The organism is Pedobacter sp. KLB.chiD (assembly GCF_047040275.1).
Taxonomy (GTDB): Bacteria; Bacteroidota; Bacteroidia; order Sphingobacteriales; family Sphingobacteriaceae; genus Pedobacter.
Genome location: NZ_CP178207.1, coordinates 992329 through 1007516, shown reverse-complemented (window position 1 = coordinate 1007516; position 15188 = coordinate 992329). Strand labels below are relative to the sequence as shown.

Sequence of the window (15188 nt, the reverse complement as noted above, 5' to 3'; positions counted from 1 at the left end):
ACAACTAAAAGGAGTAAAGTTTATTTTACTTTAAGATTTTCCATAATGTTAAATTGAATCACCCTGGCGAACTCATCATATCATTAAATCTTAATTAAATAAAACTTAACCATCATATTTAAATAAGCGGTTTTATACACCAGGATATTGAAATTAATGATTTATTGCTTTTCGCATGTAAAACAAAGGGAAAGCAAGGATAGGCTGGTTCAGCAGAATTAAACATCGTAAGTAACAACTAACACGTTCTTTTTATGCAGGTTAATATTTAATAAAAAAACTACCGGCAAATATGCTTGGCTGCATGATACCAAATCCCCCTCCCCCCTCATAAGAGGTCCAGGCAACCGGTTCGTATCGGTTAGGGTTTATCGCTATAGACTCAGTATATTTTGCAGTGCCTGTATTTCCAAATACTCCATCATTCCCGGAGGCAGCAAGAGATTCTATATGCTGATGAAGCGGCATATGTACATCACTCAAATAAAGAAGTTCATTACCTTCCCGTAGGCCAAAAGATCTATTTGACAGACCTGGTCCTGTACCAATATTACCATAAATACGTCCTCTGAGATCAGGCAGATTAAATGTGGTTGAGCCGTCGCCACTACCAAAGGTTGTTCCGATTAAAGCATATAAAGCTGAATAAGCTGTTCTGGACACTGCAGAGCCGTCACATTTCAAATAGCCACTAAGACTATTAGTAGAAGAATACTTATATACTCCAACCGGATCAAGATTTTTGTATTCTTGTAACAGTTTCCAGGAGCCACCATAGTATATATAAACCCCAATCCCCCTTAAGTTATTTGTGGTAACATCATTTGTATTAAAAGCCATCATCCCATTTTCCGGGGTAGTACCATTTAATTGCATGGTAGAAGAACTCAAGGCAATACGTGGTAACAGAAAACCACGATTGCTACTCTCAACATCAAGCATTGCTGCAGTATTGGGTACTCCCGGTGATACAGCAATTTTTACCTGGGCAGCACTGATAAAAGAAATACTGTATACAAGAAGACCTGTCAAGAAATTAATACGAGCAATTTTTTTAAAGGTTAGCATAGATTTCGCGGGTAAGTTATATTTCGAAATTAGTGTAGATACCGGAGTTTAAAATTTAATAAAAGTATTACCGGCATATAGCGTTGGCTGGATAATAGAAAATGGTAATGGCGAATTACTACCAGAATAATCGGTATAAGCAACTGATGCATTTTGATTTGGCGTTCCACTAATAGATTCTGTATAAGATGTAGAACCCGTATTGCCAAATGAACCATCATTTCCAGCAGCAGCAAGAGAGGTTCTATGCCTGTGATAAGGCATATTATTAGAATTTAATGTCACCGCTTCCGAACCGATAGTATTCCCTAAGGATCTTGTTGTTAAACCCGTACCAGAACCCACGCCACCAAAAACACGGCCCCTAAAATCAGGCAGATTGAACGTTGAAGAACCATCGCCCGCTCCAAAAGTTGTTCCGATAACTGCATACAAAGCTGCATAGGTTGTCCTTGATACGGCAGATCCATCACATAATAAATACCCGGTCATGGAATTAGCTGCAGAAAGCTTATAAGAACCTGCGGGATCTGCAGCGCTACTTTCCAATATCAGGGTCCACTGACCGTTCCACACGTACAAACCAGTACCGGCTAATCCTCCTGCTGTAGATGTATTCGTATTGAATACCATCATTCCATTAGGAGGTGTAACACTATTTAGTGTCATGGTGTTAGAGGTTAAAGCTATTCTGGGCAGCAAGAAACCACGGTTAGTACTTTCTACTTCTAATATGGCGCCTGCATTTGGTGCACCTGTGCTTGCGCCGATTTTAATTTGTGCCATACCAATTGTTGTGAAGAATAACAATGGCATAATAAGCAAAATCTTGTTTTTCATTTCTTAAAGGATATTAATAAAACAGTTTATTTCGTTAATTCAGGCCGAGACATTATGCCAACCTTTCTTCAAGTTTTTTTTGGGGATATTTATATTCCGCCCATTTCATTATAAATAGTTGGCTTTTACATAATCCACAAAGTGAGTACTGCTATCAGAGTGGGTTGCATATGATAAGATACAATGCTCAACAAAACGTGCTGAAGAGGGTTGGAAAAGCATGTATGCAAATGTTAAAGCGTCGCTATCCATCTGTTCCTGGTATTGATCAAGATAATTCATCAAACGCTTTTGAATCAGATTATCAAGACCGTTATAAGTAATGTATAATTTTAAATAAGAAAAAAATTCATGAACCTCGTGCGGAAACTGAGTATGCAGCTGTTTTGCTTTCTCAATACTGGTTACGCTGGAGTTTGATGTTCTCATGTATATTATTAGTTTAATACCAAAAGATCCTGATACTGATTTAGTATGCTGTTAATTTTACCTGCATGGGTTGTCGTAATGCAAAAGTTAAATAGTGGCTTAGAATAATCATTACGATAGATCATAGCAGCAGAATACATTTCATATTTTATACCATTGGTAATAAGGCCAAACTTAGATCTGAATTTTTTCCAGTAATCGTTTAAAAAAGTCTTACAATCATCCATATTGTATTGATGGTGGCTGTATGCCACCATGATATTAAGCCTGTTATATTGAAAGATGGCAAAATTAGAATGGCCATTTCTTCTTTTCATCAGCATACTGATTGATGAACCTGATTCAGGCATTTCTTCATCAGATCCCACAATCTGCAGAAAAGGGATAACTAACGCATGCGCTGTTAACTCTTCGGAGTATATGCAGGGAAGCATCAGATTTATTCTGGACGCCAATTTCTTTATTGCTGTTTTTCTGTTCATCTTTTTTAATATTCAACACATAAACTACTGTAAAACAATAAACTACACATACTTATCATACTCCCGACAGACTTCATCATCCCAGAAGATTTAACCCCATTGATTATCTGTCTTTAATCGGCTTTGTTTCGCTTAGCTGTTTCATTTGTGTTGTTTCTAAAACCTGTGCTGCAGCTACACTAACTTCCTTTAGATTGCTTTTTTTAAGGAGCTCAATGATAGCGGTGAGCTGCAATTCATGCGCTTTACGCTGTTGCTCAAGGTTGTTATTTACCAATCTGAATGTTTCGGCAGCATGATCCTTTATATCCTGGAGTTCTTTAACCAATATGTGATTGCGCTCTGTTAACAGCCTGTTCTCTTCCTGTAGTTGATTAGTCCTTTTAATTAAAGCCTGGATAGCGATCATATTTACGCCATCTATATCCGCGCTGGAAATTGTGGTATCATTTCCGATCTTACCATAACTATCTTTTCCAAAGGCCTGATAAAAGTCTTGTGCCATAGGACCGTAATGACGGAAGCTTTTAGGATCTTGCCCTTTATAATTCCAGCTGCTCAGCTGCATCGTATCAATTTTACTCAAAAAATGTTCTCCATTTACTTTCTCGAAATTTTCTTTTTTTCTTCTGTCAGATGTGATACTCACGCCATTGGCGCCCGCAGCGATGTCAACATAAGATGAAAGATTAGCCGATGTGTAGAAACGATATCCTCCTGCAAATCTCATGACCATCTGATTGGCAGCTAGTGATTTTACCGTATTGGCCGATGAGCCAGATCCATCACCCAATGCAAATGCTCCGGAAAAACCATTAGTAGAAGCAAAGGCCCCAATAGCAACGGCCTGTGCAGCGTCAGCAACCACATTATTACCCAAGGCAAATGATTCACTCCCTGATGCTGAAGCTTGCAAACCTATAGCCATGGATCGGGGTCCGCTGGCTGTACTCAAACCTCCGCCTGCGAAAGATTCTACACCAGTAGCGCTATTCACAGTACCATATGAAAAACTATTGTTACCACTTGAAGTCCCGCCATTACCAGCAGCAACAGCATTTGATCCCGAGGCAATGGTATTATAACCCAAAGCAACTGATCCTGAACCCACACTGGTATCGTCCCATTGCGTACCGGTTACCTGCCCAACCCGGAAAGCAGATTTACCAGGATAGAACATCATCCTGGTTCCGGCACCGGTAACCGGAATAACTCCTGAACCATTTGTTCCAATGGCTACAAATCCACTATCACTTTTGAATGTTTTCTGCCCGGCTACTATCTGTGCCAGATAGCGGCTCACAAAGGGGCCTGTTGCTGATAGTGAATCTACATAACCTTTATCTACCAATGAAAGTGGCGTAAACAACGCCCTGCTGTTGGCTAAATAAGTGGCCACACCATTTGCACCTATGGTTAGCCCTTTGGTAGCGGCGTTTGATGCATTTATTGCAGAAACAAATTTATATCCTCCCCTAAAACGCATCAACATCTGATTTGCTGCATCGTTGGTACCCGAAGTACCTGCAACAGTATTGTTATCACCAAATACGAACGATCCCGCAAATGATCCTGTCGACACATTAGACCCTAAGGCAACGCCGCCCTGTGCGAGCGCACTTGCTGTGTTACCCATTGCAATTGAATTTGCGCCGGATGCAGTGGTATTATATCCTAACGCGGTAGAAGCTGCGCCAATGCTGGCATCATCCCACTGGGTAGCTGTTACCTGACCAACCCGGAAAGCTGACTTTCCCGGATAAAACATCATTCTGGTTCCTGCCCCGGTAACCGGAATGATTCCCGTACCGTTAGTTCCAATGGCCACAAATCCACTATCACTTTTGAATGTTTTCTGCCCGGCTACTATCTGTGCCAGATAGCGGCTCACGAAGGGGCCAGCTGCTGATAGTGAATCTACATATCCTTTATCTACCAGCGACAGTGGCGTAAACAATGCCCTGGCGTTAGCTAAATAGGTAGCCACACCATTTGCGCCAATGGTAAGTCCTTTGGTAGCGGCGTTTGAGGCGTTAATTGCAGAAACAAATTTATATCCCCCCCTAAACCGCATCAACATCTGATTCACTGCATCGTTGGTACCTGATGTACCAATGGCCGTATGGCTATCACCGAACACAAAAGAGCCGGCATTAGAACCTGTGGAAACGTTTGAACCCAAGGCAACAGCGCCTGCGGCAAGCGCATTGGCCGTATTACCCACTGCAATTGAATTTGCCCCGGATGCAGTGGTATTGTATCCTAACGCGGTAGAAGCCGCGCCAATGCTGGCATCATCCCATTGTGTGCCTGTTACCTGTCCAACCCTGAATGCTGATTTACCCGGATAAAACATCATCCTCGACCCTGCTCCGGTAGCCGGGATAATCCCATTCCCATTGGTACCAATTGACACAAATCCACTGTCGCTCCTGAAAGTTTTTAGTCCCCGCACCGTTTCGGCCAGGTACTTGCTTACAAATGGACCTGAGGCAGAAAGCGAATCTACATAGCCTTTGTCCACCAAAGAGAGCGGGGTAAATAAAGCCCTTGCGTTGGCGATGTATGAAGCGGTACCGTCTGCACCAATCGTTAGTCCTTTTGTAGCGGCATTTGATGCGTTGATCGCTGAAACAAACTTGTATCCTCCTCTAAAACGCATCAGCATCTGATTAGCGGCATCATTGGTACCCGAAGTACCTGCAACTGTATGGTTATCTCCGAATACAAAAGATCCTGCATATGAACCTGTAGATACGTTTGTACCGATTGCCGTTGAATTTATGCCCGACGCGATGGTATTGTATCCCAGAGCGGCTGATCCAGCACCTATACTGGCATCATCCCATTGCGTGCCTGTTACCTGCCCTACGCGGAATGCTGACTTGCCAGGATAAAACATCATCCTTGATCCTGCTCCTGTAGCCGGGATAATCCCGCTGCCATTCGTACCAATTGCGACAAATCCGCTGTCACTCCTGAAAGTTTTTAATCCCCTTACCGTTTCGGCCAGGTACTTACTTACATAAGGACCTGCAGCTGATAAAGAATCTACATATCCTTTATCTACTAACGATAGTGGCGTAAACAATGCCCTGGCATTAGCTAAATAGGTGGCCACACCGTTTGCGCCGATGGTAAGTCCTTTGGTAGCGGCGTTTGAGGCATTTATTGCAGAAACAAATTTATAGCCGCCTTTAAACCGCATTAACATCTGGTTTGGGGCATCATTGGTGCCAGAAGTACCCAGAACTGCATGACTGTCTCCAAAAACAAAAGATCCGACATTTGAACCTGAAGACACATTAGAACCTATAGCTACCGATCCCAATCCCAACGCTGTGGCGGCATTACCTATTGCAAGAGCATTGTTGCCGGAAGACAGCGTATTTATACCCAAAGCTACTGATGCCACTCCTTTTGCACTCACTCCGGATCCTGCAGCAAAAGAATATAGCCCGATATTGCTGTCCTGACCTTCAGTGCCGGATTGCAGACCAACTTGAAAGGCACCCTTATTGGGTATCCACGACATTCTAACGCCATTGGGTAAAGTGGGTACAGTGCCCTGCCCCAAACTGCCCGTTGCGATGAGACCTCCGTTAGAAGAGAAGGTTTTTACACCATCTATGGTTTGGTTACTGATCAAATCAACAAAGCCAAGGTCTGATATGTTTCCCCAAACTGCGCGGTTGGTTGCATTTGTTCTTAATATTTGATTTGCTGCAGTTCCAACTTTCATTTTGGATGGAGCAATAACACTATCAGCTAGTTTAACGGCAGTTACAGTTGCATCGGCAATCATCGGTGTGAGGATTTTCGAAGCACCGATCGCAGTTACACCAGCATTACTAATCGTTACATCACCTGTCATCGCAACCGACCTGGCCGTACCTGTGGCATCTCCTACCAGTATATTGGCATCTGCCAAACGCGTTGAACCATATGTTATCCAGGAGTTATTATCCCTGATGTAAAACTTATGCGTTGTTAAATCATAAACCATCATTCCTTCAAGCAGATTAGCTGCAGGTATAGCCGGATTTGTTGCATCTAAAAGATTGGTTACGCGTGGAATCAGTATAGCTTTTTGCCCGTTAACCTGTAATGAAATTGACGCATTGTTAACAGCTGAAGCGGTTCCTATCACGACATTCTCCGCATTGACCACTTGAACCCGATTCAGGTTTTTACCATTCATGTCCAGATTGTTGGTGGCTTTATGATTCCCCAGGTTGTCGCCCATCCGTTGTTGACCATACATACTGTTAGCGACGAGTAGTAGTACCATCAGGCATATTATCTTTGTAAAATTTATTCTCATCTTTATCAACTTTATTTTTTCTATTTATCTGTTTACCGGCACTTGCGCTGGTTATTTATCATTTCAAAAGCGTTCCACCAACATTGTTTCACCATTCTATGTCTAAGTTGGCCAATTCAACATCTCTGTTATCATGGTTAGCGATACCATGTTCGGGGATCTCTTTCACTGCCTGAAAGACGGATACCTAACGTAATTTCATGAGTAGCGTTTTGAAAACCCGCAACCCTTTTATTTCCGAAAACAAAAGAATAACTATAACCCATATTGAATTGCCCTAACCTGTAAGATGTGAGTAACGCTGACTCATTGTTAGAACGGTAATTAAATCCTACCCCAAGGGTTTCCCTGATCCATATTTTAGAAGATACATCTACCTGTAAAGGAACATTTGAAGTGTAGGCTAATACCGAAGCTGCTTCCAGCCTAAAGTCATCGCCTAAATTCGCCAAGTAGCCCAGGTTGGCAAAATAGAAATTTCTGAAGTAGCCCACATCACTCAAACTTCCCTTTGCATTTCCAAGATTGATGCGGGGGATAGAAACACCTGCATAAAATTTTCCTGGTACATAAGCCATAATGGCTGCTCCAACATTAAAACGGTTATCTCTAACATCGGAATTTGATAACAGAGGATCATCGGTCTGCAATGAAGAATATAAAATGTTATAATTTCGAAAACCTCCATTTAAGGCTGTAGAAAAGTAAAGATCATTTTGTAACTGCACTGATTTTGCAAAAAATAAATTAAATTCTGTTAGCGATTCGGGCCCCACACGGTCAGTCATTGAATTAAATCCAACCGATGATCCGATATCTTCCAGCAGAAAGGCCCCATTAGCCATAAACGTACGGGGCGCGCCCTCTACATTAACCCATTGCTGGCGAGCCAGGAAGTTAAATTCTGAAACTTTCCTGGTAGTCGTCCAGGCCGGGTTTATAGGCGCGATATTATCAATGTATTGCGTATAGGTGAACTGCTGCTGAGCGAAAGATGGCAAGCACCCGACCAATAGGATGAACATCAAAAAAACTTTAATTTTATTCATTTCTTATCTAATACTTAAGTACAAAATATCCTGTCTTACGTTTCGTTACACCATCACGCCGATATACAATAGAATAGAAATAGGTTCCTGCCGGTAAGTTATCAGTCCTGATGCGACCATTGAATGAGCCATTGTAAGTTCCCCTTCCATTAAAAATAATTTCTGAATTATCGTAGTTTTTTACATCAAAAACCTTTGTACCGTTTCGGTTCACAATCACAACATTGTTATCAGGAAAGTTCTCTATCCCCTTGATAACCAAAACATCATTCATTCCATCTCCATTTGGAGTAACGGCCAGAGGCACACTGATATCATCCCCTTCCCTGCTGATGACCTGTACTTGTTGTGTTACTTCTGCAGCTTTGTAATTCTGGCTTCCCGCCTGATTTACGGTAATCGTTGAACGGCCAAGATCAACGGGGGTAATGATATTTCCCGAAACCCGAACAACAAAAGGGTTTGAGTTATGATAAGCTACAGGCAGCCCTTTGTTCGAGTAAGCATTCATCGTGAAAGCAGGATCGCCTTTATACAATACAGGTATAAGATCAAAAGTGATCATCTGCGTGGCCTTATCAACCAGCAAAGGCTGATCTTTGGAGATACTGGTTCCTTTTATCGTCGCCCTGATGTTAGCCGTTCCCGCTCCCACTATCTTTACGGTGTTCCCATTTAAGATAACTGCTACATCAGTATTGGTACTCATGTATTCGACAGGACTACCATCACTGGCATGGGCAAAAAGCTGAAAATCTACATCTTCATACGTTTTTGAAGAAAGCGGATCAAAAATGAGCATCAGCTGAATCATCCGATCAATTGGCTGCAAAAAGCCCTGCGTCAACAGCGCTCCGTTCGGTAATGAGGCGGTGGAACTTACCGCAGTACCACCAACGCTCCATTCAACAGTTGTTCCATTTACAGTAGCATGGCCACCAGATGCGCTGAACACATCTGCACTGTTAGACTGTGCACGAACGCCTGTCCAGGCCAACATTACTAAAACATGAAATATGAATCTGTAAATTTTTCTCATAGGTTCCCGCAAATAGCCCCGGTATTGACATGGAAGCCGTACCGGTGCTATTTTTTATATTTATGGAGTTTGTCTGTAACGTGTAACCACGAATTTTTTACCGCTTAAGAGGGTTGATGCAGGCACCAGTGGTGTGCCATCTGCATTTTCTTGTCTCATATCTGCAATGGCAACACTTACCTGCAAATTATCGGTTGCTGTAGCATTTAATATAGAAATGTATTCTAAACCTGGTGTGGCGGCAAGATCTGCGGCATCGTAATTTACAACCACACCGTCGTTCTGCTGCACGCCAGGCACGGTAAGCACTATTTTTGTGGCCTCGTTTGCACCCAATGTAAATGTCGGGACAGTTACTTTTTGCTTAAAGAACGCATTGGCCACAAAAGATGATCTTCTTACTTCGCCAGAAGCTGCATCTACAACTAAAAAGTTTTCTGCTTCGGTATTTAACGCCGGAACGGTATTTGAAAATACAATTCCATTCACAGGACTCGAATTTGTACCTGTATTTCCGTTAAGTGTAGTCTTATTAGATACGGTAAGCCCACCATTAAGGGTGGTTTGTACAACTGCACCAGTCGCCCCTACCGTAAGGTTACCATTCAGATTCGTTGTTCCGTCGGTAACAGTTAAATTTCCTCCGGTTAACAGTGAAAAACTGCCTTTCAGAGATTTATCACCTGCCAGTGTCTGCACACCAGTGGTAACCACACCCGGGTTAGTTTCATCAGCAGGTGCGAGTTTTAAGACAGTATTTTGTCCAACCTGAGTCAACGTATACGCATTAGGATTCGATACCGATTCTATTCCGTCTGTACTTGCAGTTAAAGAGAGGGCAAATGTTACCCATGCGTTGTTTTGATAGAGATAAAATTTATTTTCGGTGGTATTATAAATGATCATACCGTTAAGCGGAGTGACGATGTCAGTATTAGCGGCCACATTAGAGATAAGAATTGCCTTATCTGCCCCGGTAATCTGTAACGCGACACTGTTGTTTGCTGCTACTGTGGCACCAATTACTACACCAGATGCGTTTAAAATTTGTTTGCCGGCAAGTTGCAGGTCACGGGTGGCGGTGTGATTACCCAGGTTATCACCCATTTTTTGGGTCTGAGCCTGCGCAAAGCCTACGGCCAGGACACACAGTCCTGTAACCGTAATCGTTTTTAAAAGCGTTGTTTTCATATTTGATTATAATATTCTGCCCTGAACTACGGTCTTGGAGTAAGCGCTAACACCACATTTGCTGCGTTGTATTTGGTAACAATCAGGTTTGCACTATCAATGGCTGGAACGGTGTAACCCGCTACGGCAGGATTTCTAAAGTCGGCTATGTTAACCTTAACGATACCATCTGCACTAGCGGTTGCAGAAAGTATGGTTAAGCCGGCAAACTTTGCAAGGTCAGCAGCAGCGAAGTTTACTACAATCGCATCGTTAGCCTTAATTTCGTTAATGTTTAGCGTAAATTCGACACCTGAATTGCCTTCGGGATCAAATGCAGCCGAGGTGCCCAAAGGTACCGGAATCTGATATTTTGCAAGACTCGCATTACTGGAGGCGCCTCTTTTCACATTTCCATCTGCATCCACTACAAGATATGATTGTATATCTGACGCTGAAACATCAACCGGATTAATAATTTTAATCGCAGAAGTAGGGGTTGAAGCTCCCGCTATGGCTCCCGTAAGGGTAGATTGCCCGTTTACGCTCAAGGCCCCATTCAGAATGCTATTTGCCGGAACTGATGCAGAACCTACGGTAACATCTTTAGCAACAGATAATGTCCCGCCTAAAGTTGTAGCACCGTCAACAACATTTAAACTGGCACCCGTTGCTACGTTGACATTTCCATTAAAAGTTTTATTACCTCCAAAGGTTTGATCAATAGTAGTTACGATTCCGGGATTCGTAGCATCTGCAGGAGCTAATTTAAGTACTGTTTCCTGTCCGACCTGGGTAAGCGTGTAACCATTTGCATTGGAAGCACTTTCTATACCATCAGTACTGGCCTTAAGTGAAAGTGCAAATGTAACCCACGCGCCATTTTGATATAAATAGAACTTGTTATCGGTATTATTGTATACAATCATACCGTTTACGGGTGTCGTAATATCGGCATTGGCCGTTACTGAAGAAATTAAGATGGCCTTATTTGTACTGCCTATTTGTAAAGCAACACTTCCATTGCTGATGGTAGCCGTTCCGATGGCAATACCTTCAGCGTTAAAAATAGACTTTCCAGCCATTTGTAAATCTTTGGTAGCCGTATGATTACCAAGGTTATCGCCAAATTTTTGAGCTTTTGCAAAAAATGCAGTAGCAAACAACAGTCCAATCATCAGGACTGATTTTAGTAAAAATTGTTTCATATAATTTTTGTTTAATTTTGAATGAGAAGAAGTTTGTACTGCCGGCCACTGATATCGACGGGGATTGGCTGGTAATTAGCCAATCTGATACTAACCTCATTTGGAGCACTTACCCATGATGAAATAATGGAGTATTCTGTTTCATCTGCTACGTTATTAAGGAAGACTGAATTACCTACCTGCGCGCCAACAACAGTTATTTTTGCTTTAGCTACATCATTAGCCGGGATCTTGCTGGTCCCATTATCTAAAGAATTAAAACTGACCGTTGCGATTTTACCTTTGACTAATCCGCTTTCTGCCGCCGACTGCCATTTAATTTGTTGTGTTTCGTCGGTTATCAAGAAAGAAGCGGGCGCACCAGGCTTGAGATTAATCCCCAGTTCCTTAAGTGTAGCGCCGGTAGCATTTGAAAGGGAAATGATATCAGGCTGGCTTGTTACCACATCTGCACTTGCAACTGCGGGTACTGATGTAGGCACCCATTTAGTTCCATCGAACCGAAGCACCTGACCTGCTAAGGGAGTCTCATCACTAACCTCAACGCCCCGTAGTTTCACCACCGATGGAGATGGGAAATCTCCTGAAAGATCACCACCTGCACTTTGTCCGGTCAGCTTTAAGGAATTTAAAAAATCAGTAGCAGACCCAGTATTGCCGGCATCTAACCAAATCTGGTAAGCAGATTTACCATCCTTTCCTGCAACAGCATTTGCAGCATACAATGCATAGGGCACGCTTAAAAGCTGTGTTGTACCTGCAGCAACAAAATTGCGGCCGCCATTTAAATCAACTTCCACCTTAAGATATTTTAAACCGAGCGCCCAATTGATAGACGAAAAATTATTAGAACTGCTGATGGCACCAGCTGAACCAATAGCTACAGTATACATACCCAATGATGTGGTGGTAAGATTTCTCGTTTCCGTGTATTGCACATCTCCCTGCTCGGAACCGTTTAAGATTGAAAGACGTAACGAAATGCTTTTTCCCGCAACAACACTTCCATCCTGATTGCGTAACACCCCCTGATAATTAAATTGTTGGGGAGCTTGTGCAAATACCGGCGAAATGCCGAATAAAAGGGATACCGTTAATAGAATTAGTAATTTTCTTTGCATAAAATATTGTTTGTCTATCTTGTCTGGTCATATGCTATACAAGCAAATGAAACATATTATTTCACAAAATTAGAAAATGAAATAATTAATTGCAAATTAATAGCAATATTATTTCAAAATATTTAATTTCTGATACCAAATGAAAACAGCCCACACGAAAACCCAACCAAGGCCAATTACAACGGCTAAGCTGCATTAAAAAAAACACATGAAGTTAAAAGGCAAAAAGATTATCCCTGAACCTCCATAAAAGAGAATACAGGACAAGAAACGGCAAGAGTTTAGGCGCTCTTGCCCATAATATCATAAACAGAAGAACCCCACAAACCCAACAATCACATAAAAGCCCAGGACCCTATGCGATAAACAAGAAACAAAGGCAACAATCAGTATTAAGGACGATCTACCAAAGCCCTAATCCTATTAATCTCCTGAGTTAAGTCACGAATAGTATGGTCCACACCGCGGTAGGACTCACCCTGCCCAAAATTTTTGGTGATAGCAAAGGTAATTTTAAGCTTGACCTCCCAAATTTCCATGATAGAATCTATTTCAATACGATCGTTTAGAAACTGATTAGATTTGGATTGGCATTCAAAAAAGCCTTCGGCATCATACCCTAAAATCTTGGTGATACCTATCTGATCATTGAGCACAATAACATAAACCCTCGACAAAACTACACGCAGTTTATCGTTTACCAATTCACCAATTACAATATCCTGATCACACAATGAAACTTCAGGCCTATCGCCCTCTACATGAAATGCCCGATAAGGCCCTTTGGAAAGCTGCTGAAAGGGAAGATATAATTTTGGAAGGCTATGCAGAAAGGATTGCTGATCGCGGAATTTAAGATACAACAGAAAGTCTTCGCTTTTAACCAACAACACTTCCTGACTACCGGAAGAAACCGGCTCTACTTCGGTTACGTGAGATTTAGATATCGACTGAACCGAACCATCAATTATCGCCTTGGCATCTGAAACAGGAACAGAATGAGAAAGATCGCCATGAAGTATCCATTCATATTCTTTATTATACACCTCTGCCACCTTCGAAAGAACAGCATAGGACGGGAACTGCTTCCCTAACTCCACCTGAGAATAATGACTCCTTGACAAGCCCAACAAATCAGAGGCTTCGGCTTGTGAAAGCTGTTTAGACAATCGCAACGATCGTAATCTTTCCCCAATACTTTTTTTTGAAATAATATCTTGCATTATGCTTTTAATTTTAGCAGATTTACAATCGTAAATGTAGTTGATTTACAAAATTTCACAAACATAAAACTTGTAATGAAACAATTGTAACAAATATAGCGAAAAACGACAAGTATTATTGCGAATACAAACAACAATAACTGCCAAATACTTCTTAGAAAACCAATATCATATGAAACGCATCAAAATCAATCACAAATTTAACCAGCATAATCAAACGAAAGTGTTGTTAACATCGCTTCTCCCCATCATGATGAACGATAATTATCTGCATCTGGATTCATCAGGTAAAATCATGGAGTATTCGCAAAATACCATTAATTTTTTCAGAACAATATTAAATACCACAATCGAAGTTGACACATCATTATTTGCGAAGTTAATTAATGACAAGAAAGCCGTGTCAGCATTGCATTATTTTCTTGATCACAACATCAATGATGAGATCGTAGATATACATATAGCACTCAATAATATCAGTATACAACTGCGTTTGATTAAAATTTTCTACCAGCAGCAGCATATAGGATATAATTGTATCCTGGAGCATAAGCGAGAGATCGACGCATCCCCCATTCAAACCCGTATCAGAAGACTTCAGGATTTCTCAAAATTAATGAATAAAACTTTGAGCATCGGCTTGAATGCGATTAATGATGCATCTTTTTGCTTTTCAGGCAATAACAAAAACATCTATAAAAAACTTTCAGCTGAATTCCACCTCCTGGCCAGACAGTCGGCAGTGATGCTTAAAAGTATAGAAGAAACCTTCCACATTTCAGAGTTAGCTACTCCAAAGATTAATATTGCACCGAAATTTATCAACCAGCATATTAAAAATATCATGGTCATCGAAAGTGAAAGACTGAGCCATATGGTTACCCGATCTTTACTAAAGAGCATTTCAAAAAATTTCAACGTCTTTTCTTTTATGTCGGTTGATGAAGCTTCCGAATTTATCCGGACACACCCGACTGACCTGATCTTTCTGGAATTTGAAATATCTGAATCCATGGGAAATAAGTTTTTGGAAACTATTGATAAGCTTATGCTTGACACGCCAATCATTTTATCATCTACGTTCACTGATCCGTCTACGATCGATAGCATCATCAAATATCGTCAGATCAAGGGAATTTTAGATAAACCGATAACCAGGGAAAATTTATTACACATCTTCAATTCATAATTGAAGCAAATGTCAAAACCCAGAACATAGGGTACCCCCTAAATCT

At 41.4% G+C, this 15188-nt stretch carries 12 protein-coding genes; 1 reads left to right on the top strand and 11 read right to left on the bottom strand.

What is annotated here, in order from left to right:
* Positions 1-261 precede the first annotated feature (261 nt).
* The 11 genes from ACK1I8_RS04385 to ACK1I8_RS04335 form a co-directional block, all read right to left on the bottom strand.
* Positions 262-1068 carry a phage tail protein gene (locus ACK1I8_RS04385; protein WP_412468126.1) on the bottom strand — a complete coding sequence of 269 codons (807 nt, stop codon included), beginning with the start codon at positions 1066-1068 and terminating at the stop codon, positions 262-264.
* Between the two features lie 48 nt (positions 1069-1116).
* Entirely contained in the window at positions 1117-1908 is a 792-nt protein-coding gene (locus ACK1I8_RS04380) for a phage tail protein (RefSeq protein WP_412468125.1), read from the bottom strand.
* 108 nt (positions 1909-2016) lie between these two features.
* Positions 2017-2337: a hypothetical protein gene (locus ACK1I8_RS04375; RefSeq protein WP_412468124.1), complete on the bottom strand. Its 321-nt coding sequence runs from the start codon at positions 2335-2337 to the stop codon at positions 2017-2019.
* An 8-nt stretch (positions 2338-2345) separates the two neighbouring features.
* Positions 2346-2819, bottom strand: a complete 474-nt coding sequence (locus tag ACK1I8_RS04370) for a hypothetical protein (RefSeq protein ID WP_412468123.1) — start codon at positions 2817-2819, stop codon at positions 2346-2348.
* Between the two features lie 103 nt (positions 2820-2922).
* The gene (locus tag ACK1I8_RS04365; protein ID WP_412468122.1) at positions 2923-7110 is read right to left on the bottom strand and encodes a tail fiber domain-containing protein; all 4188 of its coding nucleotides are present in this window, start codon (positions 7108-7110) and stop codon (positions 2923-2925) included.
* Between the two features lie 170 nt (positions 7111-7280).
* A complete protein-coding gene (locus ACK1I8_RS04360; RefSeq protein WP_412468121.1) occupies positions 7281-8192 on the bottom strand; it encodes a PorP/SprF family type IX secretion system membrane protein in 912 nt (303 codons plus the stop codon).
* A gap of 7 nt (positions 8193-8199) precedes the next feature.
* Entirely contained in the window at positions 8200-9231 is a 1032-nt protein-coding gene (locus ACK1I8_RS04355; RefSeq protein WP_412468120.1) for a gliding motility-associated C-terminal domain-containing protein, read from the bottom strand.
* Between the two features lie 60 nt (positions 9232-9291).
* Positions 9292-10422: a hypothetical protein gene (locus ACK1I8_RS04350; RefSeq protein ID WP_412468119.1), complete on the bottom strand. Its 1131-nt coding sequence runs from the start codon at positions 10420-10422 to the stop codon at positions 9292-9294.
* A gap of 26 nt (positions 10423-10448) precedes the next feature.
* Positions 10449-11609: a hypothetical protein gene (locus ACK1I8_RS04345; RefSeq protein ID WP_412468118.1), complete on the bottom strand. Its 1161-nt coding sequence runs from the start codon at positions 11607-11609 to the stop codon at positions 10449-10451.
* Positions 11610-11620: 11 nt separating this feature from the next.
* Positions 11621-12730, bottom strand: coding sequence for a hypothetical protein (locus ACK1I8_RS04340; protein ID WP_412468117.1), 1110 nt, complete (start codon positions 12728-12730; stop codon positions 11621-11623).
* Positions 12731-13122: 392 nt separating this feature from the next.
* Positions 13123-13953, bottom strand: a complete 831-nt coding sequence (locus ACK1I8_RS04335; protein WP_412468116.1) for a helix-turn-helix domain-containing protein — start codon at positions 13951-13953, stop codon at positions 13123-13125.
* Between the two features lie 172 nt (positions 13954-14125).
* Between ACK1I8_RS04335 and ACK1I8_RS04330 the strand changes: the two genes are divergently transcribed.
* Positions 14126-15142 (top strand): response regulator, encoded by a 1017-nt coding sequence (locus ACK1I8_RS04330; RefSeq protein WP_412468115.1) that lies wholly within the window; start codon positions 14126-14128, stop codon positions 15140-15142.
* Positions 15143-15188: the final 46 nt, after the last annotated feature.